The sequence below is a fragment of the Hydrogenophaga sp. genome (assembly GCF_022844385.1).
In the GTDB taxonomy this organism is placed as follows: domain Bacteria; phylum Pseudomonadota; class Gammaproteobacteria; order Burkholderiales; family Burkholderiaceae_C; genus Hydrogenophaga.
On the sequence record NZ_JALHLX010000065.1, the window covers coordinates 1 to 17915 of the forward strand.

A 17915-nucleotide genomic window follows, 5' to 3' on the forward strand; every position below is an offset into this window, starting at 1 on the left:
TGCAGCGACAGCCGACGATGGGATACAGCGATGCGCGCGGGCTCTTTGCCACGCTGCGGTCATTCAGGACCTCGCAAGGTGAGGACCTGAGAGGCAGCTCTCGAGTGTGCTGCAGACATTGCATGCCAGTGTGTGGCGAGGATACGGCGCTTCGATGCGTCTATTCCAGTAAATAGTTGAAGGACGCCCACCCGCGCAGGAGCACCGACGACACACGCTAACGATTGAGGGTGAGCGTCCTACAACGCTTGACTTGAGCTGACGTTTGAATCACCAGATCCGTTCCGCCTCGGCAGAGGTGCTTCAATGCAGCATGGTGACGTCATTGGACCGTGGCCGAGCGCCGCCGGCGCCGCCGCCTTTCTTGCTTGATGAGTACGGCCCAAGCCCAATAGACAATTGCGTAGGCGCCAAGGCCCAACACAGCGCCAGCCATGGGAAAACCGACCAGCAAGGCAGGTCCCCACGACATCACTTGTTCCCAAAAGGCTTCGGGCCACGTCTGAGGTGAGCTCCAGGCCCATTGGGTCATCACCTCTGAAGACTTGGCAGCTACTTGCCGAGGGACGACAAAAGACCCCAGATAAGCTGAGAGGCCCCAGATGGGGGCCATGGTTAAGGGGTTGGTCAACCAAGTTGCCGCCGCCGCCGCTGCCACATTGGCCCGAAGAAAAACGGCCACCAGCATGGCAGCCGGCATCTGCAGGGGCAGCGGAAACACACCAATGCCGACCCCCAACGCCACACCTAGGGCTACGCCGCGCCTGTGCAACACCCAAAGGCGCGGGTGCACCCGCAGGTAGTGACCCAGCCAGGCAAAGCCTCGCATTTGCTCCAGCGTTTGAGCGGTGGGAAACCAGCGGCGAAGGCGCTTCTTGAATTCAGCCATGGAGCAGCGTGCATCAGACCAGGTTGCGGAACCCCGCAGATGGCCGGGACGATTGAGGAACTGTATCGCGTCGTCTCTGGCACGAGTCTGGCGGTGAGCCGCAGCGCGTTCAGGGTATGAATTGCCGGTCGTGCGCCACTTGTTTTCTTAGGCCCTCAAAAGGGCCGGATGCTTCTTTCCAGTTCTGCCTTGAGCGTGGGCGCCAGCTGCAGCTGGCGTGCCAGCTCATCCAGATAAGCCCGCTCCATGAAGGAAGTGTCATCGGCCATCAGCAAGCTGGCAAGGTACATCTCGGCGCCAAGCTCATGAGTGCTGGCTGCACTTGCAACCTCTGCAGGATCCAAGGGCTTGCGCAGTTCATCTTCCATCCACTGCCGCAGAGGGGGGTCTGCGTCAAGTCGCTCAAGCTCGTCATGGATGAGCCCGCGCTCACGTTCATCGAGGTGACCATCCGACTTGGCGGCTGCGATCATGGCCTTGAGGACCGCCTGGCTCTGCACTTCCTCTCCCTGCAAGCCTGCGCCAGGTTCAGGATGTAGTTTCCGCGCCGGTGACGCTTGAGCTGCTTTCTGCGGCTCCTGCTGCGATTGCCAGTAGGTGTAGGCTTTGAACGCTGCAGCCCCCAGAGCAGCGGCGCTGCCAACTTTCAGTGCCGAGCCACCCATACTGCGGCTCCTCTTGCTGCCAAGCAGCATGCCCAGCAGTCCTCCGGCGGAGGTACCCGATACCGACTTTCCCCAGTCAGAGTTTTCATAGCGATCGGATGATCGATCGCCTCTGCTGTTTCGGCTCTTGCTGTTGTCCATCCCTGACAAACCGGACTTCAGCAGCTGCTCGAGCATTTTTTGTGCACTCATCTCGCAAACCTTTCATTCATTCAACAGAAATTGCTGGGCGAAGAGAGTTCAGATCAGCAATGCCAACACAAAGATCCCCACCATGACGAAAGACAGTACCACTTTGGCAATCAAACCCACCATGATTCCGACCCAGGTTGCAACGCCCACCCTGACGGCATGTCGCTGGTCTTTCTGAACCATGTACTCCCCAATGGCGGCACCTACCAAGGGCATGAAGAGCACGCCGACCAAACCCATGAAGAGTCCCGCCACGGTTCCGATTGCTGCCCCCAAAAGTGCTTTCTTGCTGGCACCGACCCTTCGGGCGCCCAGCAGCCCAGCCACATAGTCCAGGCTCCAGGCAAGCACTGCCAACGCAGTGACGATCACCGCCGTGGTCGTTCCCACGCGGGCGAAGTCGTCAATCCACGCCCCCAGCAAGATCCCGCCCCAGACCAGCAAGGTGCCTGGCAACAAAGGCAGCACGGTGCCCGCCAAGCCCAGCAAAATCAACGCACTACTCAGTACCCAAAGCAAAGTGGTTTCCACATTCAGCTTTCAGAATCAACGGACGAAGGTGATCCGCTTTGTTGCGCCTAAGCTCTCGTTGGTCGGCGTCGCCTTGAGCACCCCAGCCGAGTTGAGAGCCATGGGTACGTGGACACGCGTTTTGCAGGGAATAGGATCCAGAGTTTTCCCGTTGGTCGCACACGGCTGGCTGGCTGATGCTGCTCAACGTTGGACCCTTTCAAAAATTCTCGGTAATGCGGTTCCACATGGCTTCGATCTCATGGCTAAAAAGATTGCAGGTGATTGCCTCACTGGGAGCCGGTCTTTACTGGACGGCGGATCAGAACAACAACCAGCGTCACGACCGTCAGCGGCACGACGAAGCTGAGCATGACACCCGAGAATGCTGGCAGTGCATCGTGCTCCTGTGCGGCCAAAATCAGGTAAGCCACGTAGGCAACGTAGTAGCCCAGGAAGACCCCGCCTTCCCAGCGGGCAATCTCGCGACCGGTCATGAACACGGGCAGGCAGGCCAGCGCCACGGCCAGCATGACCCAGATGTCGAAAGCCAGCAGCGAGGGCGCCATGGCCAACCCCAGGTCGCCCGACACCAGACCCGAGACGCCCAGGCAGCCCAGAATGTTGAAGGTGTTGCTCCCCACCACATTGCCCACGGCGATGTCTCGTTCGCCCTTGATGGCTGCGGTGATGCTGGTGGCCACCTCGGGCATGCTCGTGCCGGCGGCAACGATGGTCAGTCCAATGATCAGGTCACTCACGCCCATGGCCTTGGCGAAACTCACCGATGCCTGCACCAGATACTCGGAGCCGAACACCAACGCCGCCAGGCCAGCGGCGATCAACAGCAACTGAACCGGCAAACGATCGTCCCAGGCACCGGGAACCGCGGGTTGGATTTCGCCTGCGTATTCGTCCTTGGCGAGCTGGGTTTCTCGCCGAGACTGCACGATCAGGAACGCCGTGTAAGACACCAGCAGCACGAAGAGAACGCCGCCATCGAAAAACGAAAGCTGGCCATCCAGCCCCAAAGCAAGCAAGAGGAAGCTTGCACCGATCATGATCGGCACCTCTTGCCGGATCAGCTGAATGTTCACCACAAGTGGTGCGATCAACGCGCTGATGCCCAGGATGAACAGGACGTTGAATATGTTGCTGCCCACCACATTGCCAATGGCAATGTCGGTTTTGCCATCAAGCACGGCCCCCACACTCACGGCAACCTCGGGTGCGCTTGTGCCGAACGCAACGATCGTCAGTCCCACAACCAGCGGGCTGATGCCGAACGACAGAGCCAACTTGGACGAGCCGCGCACCAGCAAGCTGGCACCCAGAATGAGCAAGGTGAGGCCACCGAAAAAGAGAAGAATATTCATAGCCGCGTACTGTAGCCAAGAACCACCGGACACAGGTCATCTCTCGGTTCAGCATTCAAATCCCGAGCACTTGCGCTGCCCGAAGACGGAGGCTCGGCGACAAGCCACCTCGTGGGCCGTCTAGAGCCTGGGGAACAACTCCCGGCGAGCAGCATCGGTGATCGCGGCCACCGCCGGGTTTGAAATTCGTCGCTCGATTGAGATGGCATAGAACTCCTCCATGAGCTCCTGTGCCGTACCCAACTGAACCACTTGGTACTGCGCTTCAATTTCGGAAGCCAGGACAGCAGGTCCAGCGAACACACCGAACCCTTGGCGTCCGAATGCCTTGGTGAGGGCACCATCGTCGAATTCTGCAGCGATACGAGGAACAACTCCCTGGTCGCCCAGCCAAGCGTCCAGACGAGGGCGCAACACCGAATCAGGGTTCGGCATCAGCCATGGCAAGCGGCCAAGGCAGCTTGGAAAGCGAGCCCGTGCCTGCCTCAGAGAAATCCCCTCGGTCTTGAGCAGTTTGGGTGACGCAAAGAAGCTGACATCCGTTCTCCCAAGCAGGTGGGTAAACGCCTTGACGCTCAAACCAGTCGGCATGGGCACATCCGACACCACCAGATCCAGCAGGTGGATCGACAGCTCGGCCAACAGCGCAGTCAGCTTGCCTTCAACGCACACCATGCGAGCTCTGTCTGGCATAGCAAGTGCAGGCTCGAGTACATGGCAAGCAATGGACTTCGGTACTGAGTCCACCACGCCGACCCGAAACGTGCTCTGCACAGACTCGACTTGATCGGTTTGCAAGGCCTCCTGCAAGGCAGAGCCGATCGCGAATATTTCGTCTGCAAAACGCTGGACCATGCGTCCTGTATCAGTGGGCTCCACACCACGCCCCACCTTTCGAAGCAGTGGCTTGCCCAAGCGATCCTCAAGCAGCTTGATCTGACCGCTCAGCGTTTGAGGAGTGAGGTGCAGTTGGGCGCTGGCTCGAGCGATGCTGCCCGTGCGAAGAACTGTCCAGAAGTAGAAAAGATGCTTGTAATTCATTCAAAAGCCTCGCTTTATTCGATGGTTTTTACATCAAAAGCGAATTTATCTCGAATCAACATCCGCCTACATTCAAGTTGTGCCTCAAAAAAACCCCTCTATCAAAGTAAAAAATCGCCGAGTGTGTGCAACGTGTCTGCTTGGTCCAAGAGGAGTTCCTCATGCAATGTCCTGTCTGTGAATCCAGCGCCCTCGTCCTCACCGAGCGCTCTGGTATCGAAATTGATCACTGCGGCCAATGCCGTGGCGTGTGGCTTGACAGGGGTGAGTTGGAAAAACTGATCAAACGTTCACACACGGTGCAAGCACCGCGTCGCCAGTTTGTAGATCTGGATGAGCCAGACCCGGGGATGCGTGAACCAAGTCGACGCAAGTCGTGGCTCGGTGACATCTTTGAATAAAAACCGACTGCAAAGGAGGCATTCATGAGGCCCTACCCCGTCAACAGCGCTCGGGCTGCCGCAAGGTTGATCGCGCTTGCTGTTCTGGCCGATGGCCACTTGAGTACCAGCGAGCTTGGTTTGCTGGAGCGGATGAATGCGGCAGGTCGTCTGGGTTTGACTCCCGAACAGTTCAACGAAGTGGTTCGATATCTGTCTGAAGACCTCATGACCTCGTCTTACGCCGTTTGGGGATCAGCCTGTCAGATTGACACAGAGGCCCTGCGATCGGTCATGGCTGAAGTAACCGATCCAGTGCTTCAACAAACAACGCTTGAACTCTGTATTGCAGTGGTTCGAGCCGATTTTCACCGTGCAGATTCCGAAGAAAACCTGGTCAACGCGCTTGCCGAACACTGGCGCCTGGTCAAGCCTGGCCTTCATTTCAGTTAGTTCATCCATCAAGGAGAGCCGCATGCATATCGACGTTCGCACCCCCAACACCAAGCTGTCCCGCGCCCACAGTCTGGAGATCGCTCAGCGCTTGAGGACCACATTCGCAAAACTGGCTCACAAAATCGTGCGGATCGTGGTCCGCGTGAGTGAGACATCACGATCGGGCCCGGCTCTGAGGGAATGCATGGTGGAAGTGCATCTACCCAGCGGACAAGTTGCCACCGTCAGTGAACGTCAACGCAAGTTGGGAGCCTTGTTGAGACGAGCCACTGAACGGTCGTGGAAAACGGTCAACGCGTTGGTGGGTCCACCCCCCGATGTGTCCAAGCCGATTCGAGTGCAGTTACGTAACAAGGGGCAGCAAGCGTGACGTCATTTCAGCTCGCGTTGATAACAGTCGCAACGGGCTGCATGCTTGGTGCTTGGCTCGCACATCGAACTGGGGATGAGGCTCGCGACGTAGGCCTCATGTCCGGCATCGGTGGCCTACTTGGCCTGGCGTGCGTGAGTGCCCTGTAATTTCAAACACCCGTCCCTTTTTTAGAATCCTCAACAAGCGATGGAGTTTTTGAGCACTGCGAGTCTTTACCGTCCAGCTTCACCAGCATCACGTACCGCGTTTGACGCTCGACCAATGTCGCGATCTGGCTGTTGCTACTGCCAAAGACCAAGTCTCCTTCCCAGTGACCAGGCACCGCTCGGTCTTCGACGCAGGCGGGGCGCTCGCTGATCGAAACCGCATCGACGATCTGTCCGTGAATGGCCGTCTTCTGCGTGTAGTGACGGGATCGCCGCATCCCGCGGGTTCGCCTGAGGTGCGCCAGCAGTTCCTTCTTCAAGGCGCCACGCGCTTGAATGAACAGACTGCGGTAGATGGTCTCGTGTGACACGTGAAGGCTCTCGTCGCACGGATAAGTATGCTTTAGCCAGCCCGCGATTTGTTCAGGCGACCACAGCACTCTCAGCTTGTCGGCGACGATGCGTGCCAGACTGCGGTTCTCCATGAGCTTGCAACGCTTGGGCCGAAGCGCTCGGCGCCAAGCATCGCTGTCGGCCTGCGCAGCTCGATAACTCTCTTGGCCACCATTGCGCTTCAACTCACGACTGACTGTCGATGGCGCCCGGCCAAGTCGTGCAGCGATCGACCGAATCGATTCGCCCGCAACGACGGATCGCGATATTTCTTCTCTATCAACCAAGGACAACGCCGTCGCGGACCGGCATCGCTGCGGTGGCCGAATGCCACCAGTTTTCACCAAGATGTTTTGGATCGAGGTGTGCGGCCGGTCAAAAAGTTGGCCTATCTGCTGAAGCGTCCAGCCTTCTCTCCAGCGCGCCCACATCAAAGCCTTCTGGCTGTCGGTGTAGTAGTTTCGTGTCCGGTACTTCATCTGCAACACTCCATCTGCTCATGCAGTTCTCAGTGTGTTGCATCGACCAGTTGAATCCGCCACTGAACTCGGACGTTCGTGGTCGGGGCATCGAATTGTCACGACGTTGCCTTCCGGTCATTGCGGCAAGCAGCGCTCGAACGGCCGCAGGCCCTTCCAGACCTGTCGTTCCACCGGGGTCGGTGGACTGTGACGTCCGAGCATCGCTTGCAACGATGGATCGCCGCGGCGCGCGCCCTACCTGATCAGATCTCCGTCTGCTCGGAGATCTCGAGTGCGTCATCGACCTCAATGCCGAGGTATCTCACTGTTGATTCCAGCTTGGAGTGCCCGAGAAGCAGCTGAACCGCGCGAAGGTTCTTTGTGCGCCTGTAGATCAACGTTGCCTTGGTTCTGCGCATCGAATGGGTGCCGTAGTCTGCGCGGTCCAGGCCGAGGTCATCGACCCAATGTCCCAAGATTCGCGCGTATTGCCTGGTCCCGAGGTGGGGTGAATCATGCATCCGGCTGGGGAACAGAAAGTTCTCCGACTTCAACCCAGCTTGCTTGATCCATACCTGCACAGCCTCTCGGGTAGCCGGTGTGATTTCAAACTGAACCGGGCGCTGGGTCTTGATCTGCATGACGGTGGCTCGTGTCGCTACTTGGTCGCCGTGGCAAACATCGCGGACCTTGAGGTTCACGAGGTCGCAACCGCGCAGCTTGCTGTCGATGCCCAGATTGAAGAGAGCGAGCTCGCGAACTCGACCCTCCATCTGCAGGCGCACGCGCAGCGCCCAAATGTCCTTGACCTTGAACGGGGCCTTCTGGCCGACGATCTTGCCCTTGTTCCACGGCTCGCGATGAATACCATTTGCTGCGGTTTCCATGATGGTCTCCCATCTAGTTGAGGGGCGTACAGCATGCGCTTGGAATCTGAGGACATGACGAGTTTTTCCTCCCTCATTTGCAATGGACACATTCGTTCTGCTGAACGTATTCTGTAACCTGCGGTGATGAACTGGCGCTATTGGCCAACTGCGGGCATGCAGATGCTCAGTCATACGTTCCAATGGGTCCCGATTGCCTCCTTGGCAACGATCAGGCAGAAGACGGTTTCAGCACGAGTGCTCCCATAGCTGAGCGTTGATGCCACCGCTGCGCTGCTCGACGTCGCGTTCCCTGTTTAATCACGGCCAACGACGGAGACTCTGACATGACGCCCTTTAACCCCCCGCCAGGCCGCTTCACGATGATCCGCGGCTTTCATTTGGCCGACTTCATCACACTGGGCAATGCCGCCTGCGGCGTGTTGTCGGTGTTCCTGGCGATGATGTACATGGCCAGCGGCTCGCTCACCCACTTTCTGCTGTCGGCTGCAATGACACCGCTGGCCTTCGTCTTCGACGTCTTTGACGGCAAGGTGGCGCGCTGGCGCCACCAGCATTCACCGCTGGGCCGCGAGCTCGATTCGCTGGCCGACGTCATCTCCTTCGGCGTCGGCCCGGCCGCCCTGGGCTTCGCCGCGGGGCTGCAGAGTGGTTGGGACATCGTCATCCTGTGCTACTTCGTCTGCTGCGGCGTCAGCCGGTTGGCGCGTTTCAACGTCACGGCTGAACAACTGACCACCAACTCAGGCAAAGTGGCCTACTTTGAAGGCACGCCGATCCCCACCAGTGTGATCCTCACTGCGGTGCTGTCATGGGCGGCTTGGCAGGGTGCGCTGGGTGCGCAACTGTGGGGCGGAGTGTGGCAACTCGGGCCTTGGCAGCTGCATCCCGTGAGCCTGCTTTTCGCGCTGTCGGGTACGGCCATGATCAGCAAGACCCTGCGCATCCCCAAGTTCTGAAGGAGGCAGGCCATGCAACGTTCGATCATGGACATGGCACTGATGATCTGGGCGGCAATACAGCATGCTGCCGACCTGCAGAAGCCATTCGACTGGTCAAGGGGTTCTTGGTGAAGCCTTTGACGCCGGAGATGGTCTACGCGATCATGGCCGCATGAACATCCTCATCTTTCTCGGCGGCCTTGTTTTGCTGGTGATAGGGGCCAACGTTCTGGTTCGCGGAGCGTCGAAATTGGCCCTGTCGTTCGGAATCAGTCCATTGGTCGTGGGACTCACCATTGTTGCATTCGGTACCAGCGCTCCCGAGGTGGCTGTGAGCGTGGGTGCTGTGTTCGATGGCAAGACCGACATTGCCATTGGCAACGTGGTGGGCAGCAATATTTTCAATGTGCTGTTCATCCTGGGGCTCAGCGCCTTGATAGCGCCGCTGGTGGTCAACATCCAGCTGATTCGGCAAGAAGTACCAATCATGATCGGGGCCAGCGTCCTGCTGTTGGCGATGGGGTTGGATGGCCAGTTGTCGTTCTTCGACGGTGGCGTTCTCTTCGTACTGCTCGTGTCCTATACGGTGTTCCTTGTCGTGCAGTCACGCCGCGAGTCCCAAGCTGCCAAAGACGAGTACGCAGGCGAGTTCAAGCCTGCTGTGGCTGGTGCGTGGGACGATCGTCTCCCAGTCCAACTGCTGCTGATCGCCGTTGGTCTGGCTGCGCTCGTGTTCGGATCCGAGTACCTTGTGCAAGCATCGGTGAGTTTCGCCAAGGCGATGGGTGTGAGCGACCTGGTCATTGCCCTCACCATCGTTTCTGCAGGTACCAGCATGCCCGAGGTGGCGACCAGCATCACCGCTGCCATCAAGGGTGAACGCGATATTGCCGTGGGCAACGTGGTGGGCAGCAACACCTTCAACATCCTGGGTTGCCTGGGTTTGTCGGGACTGGTGTCGGGTGACTTGGGCCTGGTCATGGCGCCCTCGTTGTTGACCTTTGACATCTGGGTCATGCTGGCAGTGGCGCTGGCCTGTTTACCGGTGTTCATGACCGGTCGCGAGATCGCTCGCTGGGAAGGCAGCGTCTTTCTTGGCTACTACGCCGCCTACGTGGCCTACCTGATCCTGGCCGCGCAGCAGCACGACGCTCTCCAGGCTTTCTCTGGCGTGATGCTCAGCTTCGTGGTGCCACTGACGGTCGTCACTTTGGTTGTTGTGATGATCCGCCGTCCGGCGGCTTCGCGCAGTTCATAAGTCCGCGCAAGTCGCTTCATCGGCAGACGCAATTGATACGCGGTTTTTACACGGCAGCGGCGGTAATGGGTTTCGGTGTCTCGACCTCAGGAGGCGGTTGCCTGACTCCCGACCCAATACCTTGCACGACCTGGCTTTAACCCTCCTCGGTGTGGATGCGTACCAGGGGGTATGCGCAATCGACATCACGAAGCTGTTCAGCTTCATCGACGATAGAGTGGCCGATGGCGAGCGCATACCCCGAGGTGCGGTGTCGCAGGTGCTGACCCTGCGACAGGCTCGGGGGGTAACGGCCACAGGTCGAGGTGTATTGGTGCCTCACGCTGCGGTGCGCAGGTTGCCGTGTTCCCGTCTGATCCATGTTCAACTATTGGGTGTGATCACCGTCAATACACTGGACAACATTCCAGTGCGAGACGTGCTGGCCCTGCTGGTACGCTGTCCCCCGACACTTGCCGATCACGCACTGCTTGAACGTATTCGAGACCCCTACATGAACCGGATTCTGATCGAGTTGCTGCGCCCAGGCCAAGTCGCTGAAGTCTATGCACGTCTGGTGAAGCGTGCATGAGGTCCGGCATGTTGCTGGTGTGCGTGATGGCAGATGGCCAGGCTCTTCAATTGGTTCGGCACGCCTGCCAACATCAGCATGCCAAGGGAGAGCCCTGGCGAGTGTTGCACCTGGATACGATGTCTGCGCGTTACGCGAACTTCGCTGTCAAGCAAGATCTCGAACAGGCTCTGCAATTGGCACGGGAAGAAGGTGCGCAGATTGTGCACTCCAGCCTGAACATGAACGCCAGTGGCCATCTGATGTCGCACATAGTGCAGCAAGCACAGAGCGGTACGGTCTCCGATGTGCTGTTGGGTGACCAGGCCACCGGGACCGTCTACTGGCCAGGGTCAGGCGAGCGGCTGAGCGATTTCACCGCGCTGCTGGGCGCCAGCCTTCCCAACGCTCAAGTTCATGTCCTGGTGGCACAGCGTCGGCAAATCAGCCCCGCGATCCGATCCGGCAGATGGTCATCAGATCGTCCGATGCGCCGGTCATGGCGATTCTGGAGTTTGCCCATCGTCGTACTGCTGCTTTGCACTGCGCTGGGCGCTCTGATCGCTGACCAACTCCATCCCATCAATTTGATCCTTATCTACCTGGTCGGCGTGTTGTATGTGGCGCTGCATCGTGACCTCGTCGCCTCGGTGTTCACGGTAGTGGGTGCAATTCTGGTGTTTGACTGGATCTTTGTGGAACCCCGCTGGTCTCTCAAGCCCGCAGATCCAGAGTACTTCTTCACCTTTGCCATCACGCTGTGCGTGGGGTTGGCGGTCAGTCGTCTCGCCACACGCGCAAGAACGGCTGCTGCATCGGCGCTTGCGCTGGCTGATCGAGCCCAATCACTCAGCCTGATGGCGCAAAGTCTGTCCACGGCCCACACGCCCAAGGACATTGAGCGCGCGCTCCTCGACGCTGTCGAGCGGGGAGTCGGTGCGCGGGCCCGAGTGCTTCTGGGTGACGAACTTCAACCAGACGCTCCACTGCACCCCCAGGTGCCTTCGCCCGACGGCGTGTACCGCTTCAGTCTCAACGCCTCCTCCGGCCCTCTGGGCGTACTGCACGTGGATCACCTGCCCGAAGAGCGCCAGGCCGTTGAAGAGCTTCATCTTTTACAGGCGCTCAGCAACCAGGCCGCGATCGCGCTGGATCGCTGCAACGCCGAGTTGCGTAGCCAGCAGATCGCGATCCAGGCCGAAACCGAGCGCGTCCGCAACACCTTGCTCGCTGGCATTTCACACGACTTCCGCACGCCACTGACCGCCATCATCGGTGCGGCCACCACCGTGCTCACGCAGGGGAGCCAGATCACTCCCGAGCAGCACGAGGCATTGCTGCGCAACTTGCTCGATCAAGCGCAGCGTCTGCAGTCCTTGACGAGCGACTTGCTCGACCTCGCTCGGCTGCAGGACGGTGCGGTGCAGCCGGACTGCGAATGGTGTCCGGTGGGTGAACTGGTGCGCGATGCCCTTGCGCTGGTGCACGGTGGCACGCAGGCAGGTCGAGTCGACATTCAGGCCAACGAAGAAGATGTGGTCTGGTGTGACCCGCGATTGATCACGCAGGCGATGAGCAATCTGCTGATCAACGCGGTCCAACATTCGCCACCGCAGGGCCGCATCACGGTGACGGTGCGACTGGATCAAGATGACTGGATGCTGTCTGTACGAGACCAGGGGCGTGGCGTGCTGCCGGGGCAGGAAGTGGAGGTGTTCCGCAAGTTCCACAGCGATCACTCTTCCGGTTCAGCGTCGGGTACCGGCCTCGGACTGGCCATCTGTGACGTCGTGGCACGCCTGCACGGTGGTCAGATCAGTGCCCGCAGCGACGGTGGCGCTGTTTTCGAGATGTCCATCCCCTGGCCCGCCAACGAGCCACGACCTTTGAGCTTGCCCGAATGAGCCAATCTCCGCCCTTGCAAGTGCTCATCGTGGATGATGAGCCCGCCATCCGCGACCTGCTGCGCACCACCTTGCTGGCAGAGGGCTATGCCGTGGTCGAGGCGGCCACCGCGCGAGAGGCCGCCACATACGCAGGCAATCGCCGAATCGACCTGTTCCTCATCGACCTGGGTCTGCCCGACGGGGATGGCGTGGCGTTGATCCGCCAGATCCGTGGCTGGACCCAGCGGCCGATCCTGGTGTTGTCGGCTCGTACACAAGAGAGTCAGAAGGTGGATGCGCTGGACGCCGGTGCCGACGACTTCGTGAGCAAACCCTTTGGCGTGGCTGAACTGCACGCGCGCATCCGCGTGGCACTGCGCCACGCCGGCACCTCGCCCACCGCTGGACAGACTTTATCCCTGGGCGATGTGTTCATCGACCTTCGGGCACGCAGCGTGAGCCGTGCGGGGCAACCCGTCAAGTTGACTGCCACCCAATGGCGCTTGTTGGAGGTGCTGGCACGCCATGCTGGCCGTGTCGTTACCGGGCGTCAATTGCTGCGCGAAGTCTGGGGTCCCGGTCATGGCGAGCAGGGCCACTACCTGCGCATTTACGTGCACCAGCTTCGCCAGAAGCTGGAAGTCGATCCCACCGTGCCGCGATTCCTGCTCACAGAGCTGGGCGTGGGCTACCGCCTGCTCGCCACAGACCCCGCGATCTGACCTGAGCTGACCTGACCTTTCCGGGTCATTTATACGCGGCGTTTACGGGCTGCGCCGTACGCTGCGTGGCGCTGTGCTGGATGCCCCAACACCCCCATTTCCTCCGCGCGTTGGCGGGGTCGGAACGGGTTGCCGCGGGCAGCGCTTGCCCCCCAATCCACGGAGACCCCGGTATGAAGACCCTGCTGGCATTTGCCAGACTGATCGACGCTGTCACGGACAGGTTCGCCACTGTAGCCAAGTGGGCGATCCTGGCGGCCTGTGCCATCAGCACCACCAACGCGGTGGTTCGCTACTCGCTCGACATCAGCTCCAACGCATTCCTGGAAATTCAGTGGTACCTGTTCGCGGTCTGCGTCATGTTCGGCGCGGCACAGGTCCTGCGTGTCAACGAGCATGTGCGTGTGGACATCTTCTACGGCATGTACCCGACACGGGCGAAGGTGCTGGTTGATCTCGGGGGGTTGGTGTTGTTCCTGCTGCCTGTGACGCTCTACCTCGCGTACTCGTCGATGCCGGTGCTCATGCGCATGTACGTCAGCCAGGAGGTGTCGAGCAACGCGGGCGGTCTGATCCGCTGGCCCGCGATGTTGTGTATTCCTCTGGGCATGGGTCTGGTGGCGCTGCAGGGCATCTCCGAAATCATCAAGCGGGTGGGATGGCTGATGCACGTGCACGACATGGACACCCACTACGAGAGGCCGCTGCAATGAGCATGACATCCTTTGCTCCGCTGATGTTCGCGGGGCTGATCATCATCATGCTCATCGGCTTTCCGGTGGCGTTCTCCCTGGGTGCCCTGGGACTGGCCAGCGGCTTCTACGCCATCCAGATGGGCTGGTTCCCGGCCTCGTTCATGGGCAACCTGCCGCTCAACCTGTTCGGCATCCTGTCCAACGACCTGCTGCTGGCCATCCCCTTCTTCACGCTGATGGGCGCCATCCTGGAGAAGTGCGGGCTGGCCGAGGACCTGCTCGAATCCATGAGCCAGCTGTTCGGCCCGCGGCGTGGCGGACTGGGCTATTCCGTGATCGTCGTGGGCTTCATCCTGGGCGCCATCACCGGCACCGTGGCCGGCCAGGTGATCGCCATGGCCATGATCGCCCTGCCCATCATGATGCGCCACGGCTACGACATGCGCTACGCCACCGGCGTGCTGGCCGCCTCGGGCACCATCACGCAGCTGGTGCCGCCCTCGCTGGTGCTGGTGGTCATGGCCGACCAGCTCGGCCGCTCGGTCGGCGACATGTACAAGGGCGCCTGGGGCCCGTCAATCCTGCAGGTGTTGATCTTCCTGGCCTACACCTTCGTGCTGACCCGGCTCAGGCCCAACGCCCTGCCCGGCATTCCGCTGGAGGCGCGCACCGCCAGCGGCTGGGCGCTGTGGAAGCAGTGCCTGCGCGGCATCATCCCCTCGGCCGTGCTGATCTTCGCGGTGCTCGGCAGCATGGGCGGGTTGCCCGGCATCACCACCGCCATCTGCACGCCCACCGAAGCGGGGGCCATGGGTGCGGCCGGTGCCTTCGCGCTGGCTGCCCTGCACCGTCGTCTCAGCTGGACACTGGTGCGCGACGCCATGACGGGCACCATGCGCATCACCGCCATGGTGGTCTTCATCCTGATCGGCTCGCGCGTGTTCTCGCTGGTGTTCCAGGGGGTGGACGGCGGCATCTGGATCGAGCACCTGCTGAGCAACCTGCCGGGTGGTCAGACCGGCTTTCTCATCGTCGTCAACATCTTCATCTTCATCCTCGCCTTCTTCCTCGACTTCTTCGAGATTGCCTTCATCATCCTGCCCATGCTCGGGCCGGTGGCCGAGAAGATGGGCATCGACCTGATCTGGTTCGGCGTGCTGCTGTGCGTGAACATGCAGACCAGCTTCATGCACCCGCCGTTCGGTTTTGCGCTGTTCTATCTGCGCGGCATTTCCGACACCCTGTTCAAGGGTGGCGTGCTGCCGCGCAGGGTCGAGTCGCGTGACATTTACCTGGGCGCCATTCCCTTCGTGATCCTGCAACTGGTGCTGGTGGTGGTGGTGATCTTCGTGCCGCAGACGGTCACGGTCTTTCTGGACAAGCCCCTGGTGTATGACCTGGACAAGGTGGAGATGCCCGCCGTGTCCGACGAGATGGACGCTGGCGAAGCGGCCGCCACCGAAGATGTGCTCAAGGGCCTCGGCCCCGCCGCCGAGCCGGAGCCCGCGAGATGACGCCGTCCCACGCTTTCGCGCCGGTCGAAGGCGCCTCGTTCCCGGTCGCCATCAAGTGGCTGGCCACTCTGGCCATGGCGGTACTGCTGGCCACGGTCTGGGGCGCCCGCACACAGCTCGCGGCGATGCCGCTGCCACCCGATCTGCTGTGGCTGGCGGGGCTGGCCGCCGTTGTGGTGGTCTGGCACTTCCTCAACATCGTGTTTGCCACCACCGCCATCGCCGGCGACACCCTGTCGCAGGGCTGGCTGTGGCGCACCAGCATCCGCCTGAGCGACATCGCCCAGGTCAAGCTGCTGCGGGTCAGGCGGCTCGACCGCTGGGTGGCGCCGCGCCTGGTGGTGCGCACGCGCGGCATCGGCAACCACACCTTTCACATGGCCGACCCTGCCGTGCTGGCCATCATCGATCTGCTGGTGCACGGACAGAACGAGCCTGCGCTCAATAACCCCTCAGCAAGCGTCCCATGACTTCATTCCACTATGCCCTGACCCTGAGCTTGTTTGCCGTCTTGCTGTTCTGGCTGGGCTGGCGCGAGCGTGCGAACGACAACCCGCGCGACGGGGGACTGCTGTATTTTTCCGGCGGCTTCACGGGACTGCTCGCACTGGTCGTTGCGCTGCTGCCATGAAATCCCTCGCGACGATGGCGCGCCTGTGCGCCATCCTGGCCGGTGTGCTGATGACGGCCATCACCCTCGTGACCTGTGTGAGCCTGCTGGGCCGCAACACGGTGGGTGCCACCCTGGTGGGTGACTACGAGCTCACGGCCATCACAGCCGGTGCCGCGGTGGCCTTGTTCCTGCCCTGGTGCCAGCTGCGCCGCAGCAACATCTCGGTCGACTTCTTTACCGCCCGGGTGCCACCCCGCATCAACGCGGTGCTCGATCGCTTCGGTGCCCTGATGCTGGCCACAGTGATGTTCCTGCTGGCCTGGCGCACGACGGTGGGCTGCATCAACTCACACGACTCCCAAACCACCACCATGATGTTGGGCTTTCCCGAGTGGATCGTTTACGCGGCCATGGTGCCTCCCCTGTGCCTGACCGGGCTCATCGCCCTGTACCAGGCCTTCATCGGCGATTTCCCGGAGCAAGACGCATGAGTTCCCTGTCCATGGCCGGGGCGATCTTCGGCGTCATGCTGGTCCTCATGGCGCTGCGCGTGCCCATCGCCATTGCCATGTTCGCCGCCGGCGCGTTCGGCTACCTCAGCCAGGTCGGCTGGATACCGTTCTCCAACAACCTCAACGGCATGGCGTTCGCCCGCTTCGCCAGCTACGACCTGTCGGTGATTCCCCTGTTCATCCTCATGGGCAACTTCGCCACCCAGGGCGGCCTCTCCAAATCCTTGTTCGAGCTGGCGGCAACCCTGATGAGCCGCTTTCGGGGTGGGTTGGCCATGGCCGCGGTGATGGCCAGCGCCGCCTTCGGCGCGATCTGCGGCTCGTCCATTGCCACGGCGGCCACCATCACCTCGGTGGCCCTGCCCGAGATGAAGCGCCACGGTTATTCGGGGCGTCTGTCCACCGGCACATTGGCCGCAGGCGGCACGCTGGGCATCCTGATTCCGCCCTCGGTGCCGCTGGTGATCTACGCCATCCTGACCGAGCAGAACATCGCCAAGCTGTTTGCCGCCGCCATGATCCCGGGCCTCATCGCCATGACGGGCTACATCATCGCCATTGCCATCTATGTGCGGCTGGTGCCTGGCCAGGCACCCGAACACGACGACGACCGCGCCCGCCTCACCGGTCGCATGGTGCTGGGCGTGGCACCGATCGGTGCGGTGTTTCTGATCGTCTTCGGGGGCATCTACGGTGGCCTGTTCACGCCCACCGAGGGCGCTGGCGTGGGGGCTGCGGCCACGTTCGCGGCCGCCGTGCTCAAGCGCGAACTCACCTGGGCCAAGGTCAGGCACTGTTTCTACGCAACGGCCCAGGCCAGCGCCATGATCTTCCTCATCTTCATCGGGGCCGACCTGATGAACTCTGCCCTGGCGCTGACCCAGGTGCCCGCCTTGCTGGCCGAGGTGGTCAACGGCTGGGGGTTCTCCCCGCTGATGGTGGTGACAGCGATCCTGCTGCTCTACGTGGTGCTGGGCGCGGTGATGGATGAGCTTTCGATGATCCTGCTGACCATCCCGATCTTCTTCCCCATGATCATGGCCATGGACTTCGGCATGTCGCAGGAGTTCACCGCCATCTGGTTCGGCATCATGGTGCTGATGACCGTGGGCTTCGGCCTGCTGGCGCCGCCAGTTGGGCTCAACGTTTATGTTGTCAACGGCATGGCCAAGGACGTGCCCATCGGCGAGAGTTACAAGGGTGTAGTGCCATTTCTGATCAGTGACGTGTTTCGAACCACGTTGCTGCTGCTGTTCCCGTCTATCTCCTTGTGGCTGGTTCAGTACGTCGGTTAGTGAAGATCGTAGCCATCAGACACCACATGTGTACTCTGCGGAAGGTCCGCATCACCTCTGTGAGCTGACCTTCCTTCCCGTCGATTGCCGGGACTTGGATGACTGCTGAATGGATATGACCGCAGTGTCCCAAAGTTATCGCCATAGACAGCAATCGCTG

General features: G+C 60.8%; 20 protein-coding genes and 1 pseudogene. 14 read left to right on the plus strand and 7 right to left on the minus strand.

What is annotated here, in order from left to right:
* Positions 1-322: 322 nt before the first annotated feature.
* From Q0C59_RS11895 to nhaR, 5 genes are all read right to left on the minus strand, one after another.
* Entirely contained in the window at positions 323-889 is a 567-nt protein-coding gene (locus Q0C59_RS11895; RefSeq protein WP_291215655.1) for a DUF2062 domain-containing protein, read from the minus strand.
* A gap of 155 nt (positions 890-1044) precedes the next feature.
* Positions 1045-1746 carry a tellurite resistance TerB family protein gene (locus Q0C59_RS11900; protein ID WP_291215658.1) on the minus strand — a complete coding sequence of 234 codons (702 nt, stop codon included), beginning with the start codon at positions 1744-1746 and terminating at the stop codon, positions 1045-1047.
* A gap of 48 nt (positions 1747-1794) precedes the next feature.
* On the minus strand, positions 1795-2277 hold the full coding sequence (locus Q0C59_RS11905; protein ID WP_291215660.1) for a DUF456 domain-containing protein: 483 nt from the start codon (positions 2275-2277) through the stop codon (positions 1795-1797).
* Positions 2278-2546: 269 nt separating this feature from the next.
* Positions 2547-3632 carry a calcium/sodium antiporter gene (locus tag Q0C59_RS11910; protein WP_304752358.1) on the minus strand — a complete coding sequence of 362 codons (1086 nt, stop codon included), beginning with the start codon at positions 3630-3632 and terminating at the stop codon, positions 2547-2549.
* Positions 3633-3752: 120 nt separating this feature from the next.
* Positions 3753-4673 carry a transcriptional activator NhaR gene (gene nhaR / locus Q0C59_RS11915; RefSeq protein ID WP_291215665.1) on the minus strand — a complete coding sequence of 307 codons (921 nt, stop codon included), beginning with the start codon at positions 4671-4673 and terminating at the stop codon, positions 3753-3755.
* A gap of 161 nt (positions 4674-4834) precedes the next feature.
* On the opposite strand from nhaR, the gene Q0C59_RS11920 reads away from it, so the two are divergent.
* The 3 genes from Q0C59_RS11920 to Q0C59_RS11930 are packed head-to-tail and all read left to right on the plus strand — an operon-like array spanning position 4835 to position 5879.
* Complete coding sequence (locus Q0C59_RS11920; protein WP_291215668.1) at positions 4835-5074, plus strand: zf-TFIIB domain-containing protein; 240 nt, start codon at positions 4835-4837, stop codon at positions 5072-5074.
* 24 nt (positions 5075-5098) lie between these two features.
* On the plus strand, positions 5099-5506 hold the full coding sequence (locus Q0C59_RS11925) for a TerB family tellurite resistance protein (protein WP_291215670.1): 408 nt from the start codon (positions 5099-5101) through the stop codon (positions 5504-5506).
* Positions 5507-5528: 22 nt separating this feature from the next.
* Positions 5529-5879 (plus strand): hypothetical protein, encoded by a 351-nt coding sequence (locus Q0C59_RS11930; protein ID WP_291215672.1) that lies wholly within the window; start codon positions 5529-5531, stop codon positions 5877-5879.
* Positions 5880-6084: 205 nt separating this feature from the next.
* Here the strand turns inward: Q0C59_RS11930 and Q0C59_RS11935 are convergent.
* Both Q0C59_RS11935 and Q0C59_RS11940 read right to left on the minus strand, forming a co-directional pair.
* A pseudogene (locus tag Q0C59_RS11935) lies at positions 6085-6900 on the minus strand (IS30 family transposase); the annotation flags it as partial.
* A 245-nt stretch (positions 6901-7145) separates the two neighbouring features.
* Complete coding sequence (locus Q0C59_RS11940; protein WP_291215674.1) at positions 7146-7769, minus strand: tyrosine-type recombinase/integrase; 624 nt, start codon at positions 7767-7769, stop codon at positions 7146-7148.
* A 326-nt stretch (positions 7770-8095) separates the two neighbouring features.
* On the opposite strand from Q0C59_RS11940, the gene pssA reads away from it, so the two are divergent.
* The 11 genes from pssA (at position 8096) to Q0C59_RS11995 (ending at position 17755) form a co-directional block, all read left to right on the plus strand.
* Positions 8096-8728 (plus strand): CDP-diacylglycerol--serine O-phosphatidyltransferase, encoded by a 633-nt coding sequence (gene pssA / locus Q0C59_RS11945; RefSeq protein ID WP_291215676.1) that lies wholly within the window; start codon positions 8096-8098, stop codon positions 8726-8728.
* Positions 8729-8882: 154 nt separating this feature from the next.
* Positions 8883-9968, plus strand: a complete 1086-nt coding sequence (locus Q0C59_RS11950; RefSeq protein ID WP_366518859.1) for a calcium/sodium antiporter — start codon at positions 8883-8885, stop codon at positions 9966-9968.
* Between the two features lie 121 nt (positions 9969-10089).
* Positions 10090-10539, plus strand: coding sequence for a hypothetical protein (locus Q0C59_RS11955; protein WP_291215680.1), 450 nt, complete (start codon positions 10090-10092; stop codon positions 10537-10539).
* Between the two features lie 8 nt (positions 10540-10547).
* Entirely contained in the window at positions 10548-12422 is a 1875-nt protein-coding gene (locus Q0C59_RS11960; protein ID WP_291215682.1) for an ATP-binding protein, read from the plus strand.
* The gene (locus Q0C59_RS11965) at positions 12419-13126 is read left to right on the plus strand and encodes a response regulator (protein WP_291215684.1); all 708 of its coding nucleotides are present in this window, start codon (positions 12419-12421) and stop codon (positions 13124-13126) included. The genes Q0C59_RS11960 and Q0C59_RS11965 overlap by 4 nt, the downstream gene beginning before the upstream one ends.
* A gap of 173 nt (positions 13127-13299) precedes the next feature.
* Positions 13300-13839: a TRAP transporter small permease subunit gene (locus Q0C59_RS11970; protein ID WP_291215688.1), complete on the plus strand. Its 540-nt coding sequence runs from the start codon at positions 13300-13302 to the stop codon at positions 13837-13839.
* Positions 13836-15335, plus strand: coding sequence for a TRAP transporter large permease subunit (locus tag Q0C59_RS11975; RefSeq protein WP_291215691.1), 1500 nt, complete (start codon positions 13836-13838; stop codon positions 15333-15335). The genes Q0C59_RS11970 and Q0C59_RS11975 overlap by 4 nt, the downstream gene beginning before the upstream one ends.
* Positions 15332-15805, plus strand: coding sequence for a hypothetical protein (locus Q0C59_RS11980; RefSeq protein ID WP_291215693.1), 474 nt, complete (start codon positions 15332-15334; stop codon positions 15803-15805). Before Q0C59_RS11975 ends, Q0C59_RS11980 begins: the two co-directional genes overlap by 4 nt.
* A complete protein-coding gene (locus Q0C59_RS11985; protein ID WP_291215696.1) occupies positions 15802-15966 on the plus strand; it encodes a hypothetical protein in 165 nt (54 codons plus the stop codon). The genes Q0C59_RS11980 and Q0C59_RS11985 overlap by 4 nt, the downstream gene beginning before the upstream one ends.
* On the plus strand, positions 15963-16439 hold the full coding sequence (locus Q0C59_RS11990; protein WP_291215698.1) for a TRAP transporter small permease: 477 nt from the start codon (positions 15963-15965) through the stop codon (positions 16437-16439). The genes Q0C59_RS11985 and Q0C59_RS11990 overlap by 4 nt, the downstream gene beginning before the upstream one ends.
* Positions 16436-17755: a TRAP transporter large permease gene (locus Q0C59_RS11995; RefSeq protein WP_291215701.1), complete on the plus strand. Its 1320-nt coding sequence runs from the start codon at positions 16436-16438 to the stop codon at positions 17753-17755. Before Q0C59_RS11990 ends, Q0C59_RS11995 begins: the two co-directional genes overlap by 4 nt.
* Positions 17756-17915: the final 160 nt, after the last annotated feature.

Bases quoted from the DNA above. Each gene is read 5' to 3' on its own strand.
- Q0C59_RS11995 (WP_291215701.1), top strand. From the start codon at position 16,436: ATGAGTTCCCTGTCCATGGCCGGGGCGATCTTCGGCGTCATGCTGGTC.
- Q0C59_RS11900 (WP_291215658.1), bottom strand. From the start codon at position 1,746: ATGAGTGCACAAAAAATGCTCGAGCAGCTGCTGAAGTCCGGTTTGTCA.
- Q0C59_RS11970 (WP_291215688.1), top strand. From the start codon at position 13,300: ATGAAGACCCTGCTGGCATTTGCCAGACTGATCGACGCTGTCACGGAC.
- Q0C59_RS11965 (WP_291215684.1), top strand. From the start codon at position 12,419: ATGAGCCAATCTCCGCCCTTGCAAGTGCTCATCGTGGATGATGAGCCC.
- Q0C59_RS11925 (WP_291215670.1), top strand. From the start codon at position 5,099: ATGAGGCCCTACCCCGTCAACAGCGCTCGGGCTGCCGCAAGGTTGATC.
- Q0C59_RS11990 (WP_291215698.1), top strand. From the start codon at position 15,963: ATGAAATCCCTCGCGACGATGGCGCGCCTGTGCGCCATCCTGGCCGGT.
- Q0C59_RS11985 (WP_291215696.1), top strand. From the start codon at position 15,802: ATGACTTCATTCCACTATGCCCTGACCCTGAGCTTGTTTGCCGTCTTG.
- Q0C59_RS11940 (WP_291215674.1), bottom strand. From the start codon at position 7,769: ATGGAAACCGCAGCAAATGGTATTCATCGCGAGCCGTGGAACAAGGGC.
- nhaR (WP_291215665.1), bottom strand. From the start codon at position 4,673: ATGAATTACAAGCATCTTTTCTACTTCTGGACAGTTCTTCGCACGGGC.
- Q0C59_RS11920 (WP_291215668.1), top strand. From the start codon at position 4,835: ATGCAATGTCCTGTCTGTGAATCCAGCGCCCTCGTCCTCACCGAGCGC.
- Q0C59_RS11895 (WP_291215655.1), bottom strand. From the start codon at position 889: ATGGCTGAATTCAAGAAGCGCCTTCGCCGCTGGTTTCCCACCGCTCAA.
- pssA (WP_291215676.1), top strand. From the start codon at position 8,096: ATGACGCCCTTTAACCCCCCGCCAGGCCGCTTCACGATGATCCGCGGC.
- Q0C59_RS11975 (WP_291215691.1), top strand. From the start codon at position 13,836: ATGAGCATGACATCCTTTGCTCCGCTGATGTTCGCGGGGCTGATCATC.
- Q0C59_RS11910 (WP_304752358.1), bottom strand. From the start codon at position 3,632: ATGAATATTCTTCTCTTTTTCGGTGGCCTCACCTTGCTCATTCTGGGT.
- Q0C59_RS11950 (WP_366518859.1), top strand. From the start codon at position 8,883: ATGAACATCCTCATCTTTCTCGGCGGCCTTGTTTTGCTGGTGATAGGG.
- Q0C59_RS11960 (WP_291215682.1), top strand. From the start codon at position 10,548: ATGTTGCTGGTGTGCGTGATGGCAGATGGCCAGGCTCTTCAATTGGTT.
- Q0C59_RS11980 (WP_291215693.1), top strand. From the start codon at position 15,332: ATGACGCCGTCCCACGCTTTCGCGCCGGTCGAAGGCGCCTCGTTCCCG.
- Q0C59_RS11930 (WP_291215672.1), top strand. From the start codon at position 5,529: ATGCATATCGACGTTCGCACCCCCAACACCAAGCTGTCCCGCGCCCAC.